The organism is Verminephrobacter aporrectodeae subsp. tuberculatae (genome assembly GCF_026127385.1).
GTDB classification, from domain to species: Bacteria; Pseudomonadota; Gammaproteobacteria; order Burkholderiales; family Burkholderiaceae_C; genus Acidovorax; species Acidovorax aporrectodeae.
The window spans coordinates 1-945 of sequence record NZ_QZCX01000010.1 but is presented as its reverse complement, the minus strand read 5'-3'; the positions used below and the strand labels follow the sequence as shown (position 1 = coordinate 945).

Here is a 945-nt window from a genome sequence, read left to right as displayed (position 1 = left end):
ACAGCACGACCAGCGCCAACTACAGCGTGAACACCGTGGCGCCCCAGTTGCTGAGCATCGTGCTCGATGACAGCGCGCTGAAAATCGGTGAAACAGCCACCGTCACCGTCAGCTTCAGCGAGGCGGTCGATGGCTTTGGCGCCGCGCACCTGACCGTTCCCAATGGCACGCTCGGCGCGCTCACGCGCAGCGCCGACGGCCTGAGCTGGACCGGCACGCTGACCCCGGCGGAGAACACCACGGTGGCGAGCAACGCCATCAGCGTAGGCAACCTCGACGGCGTAAAAAATTCCGTCGACAGCGCCGCCGTGGGCAGCCAGGTCATCAGCAGCAACTACAGCGTGGACACCGTGGCGCCCCAGCTGACCGGCATCACGCTCGACAGCGACGCGCTGAAAATCGGCGCTACGGCCACCCTCACCGTCACTTTCAGCGAAGTGGTCGCTGGCCTGACTGCCGCGCACCTGAGCGTTCCCCATGGCACGCTCGGCGCGCTCACGCGCAGCGCCGACGGCCTGAGCTGGACCGGCACGCTGACCCCGGCGGCAAACACCACGGCCGCGAGCAACATCATCAGCGTGGACAACCTCAGCGGCGTCGCGGACGCTGCCGGCAACCCGGCCACGGGCAGCGGCGTCACCAGCGCCAACTACAGCGTGGACACCACGGCGCCCCAGCTGACCGGCATCACGCTCGACGACAGCGCGCTCAAGGCGGGCGAGACGGCCAACGTCACCATCAGCTTCAGCGAAGCGGTCACTGGCTTGACCGCCGCGCACCTGACCGTTCCCAACGGCACGCTCGGCACGCTCACGCGCAGCGCCGACGGCCTGAGCTGGACCGGCACGCTGACCCCCGCGGCCAACACCACGGCGGCGGCGAACACCATCCGCGTGAACAACCTCAGCGGCGTCGCGGACGCTGCCGGCAACCCGGCCACGGGCA

General features: G+C 69.1%; 1 protein-coding gene. It reads left to right on the top strand.

The window, feature by feature from the left end:
* Positions 1-945, top strand: a 945-nt coding sequence (locus tag D5041_RS21880; RefSeq protein ID WP_265285828.1) for an Ig-like domain-containing protein, incomplete at both ends; no start/stop codon positions are given.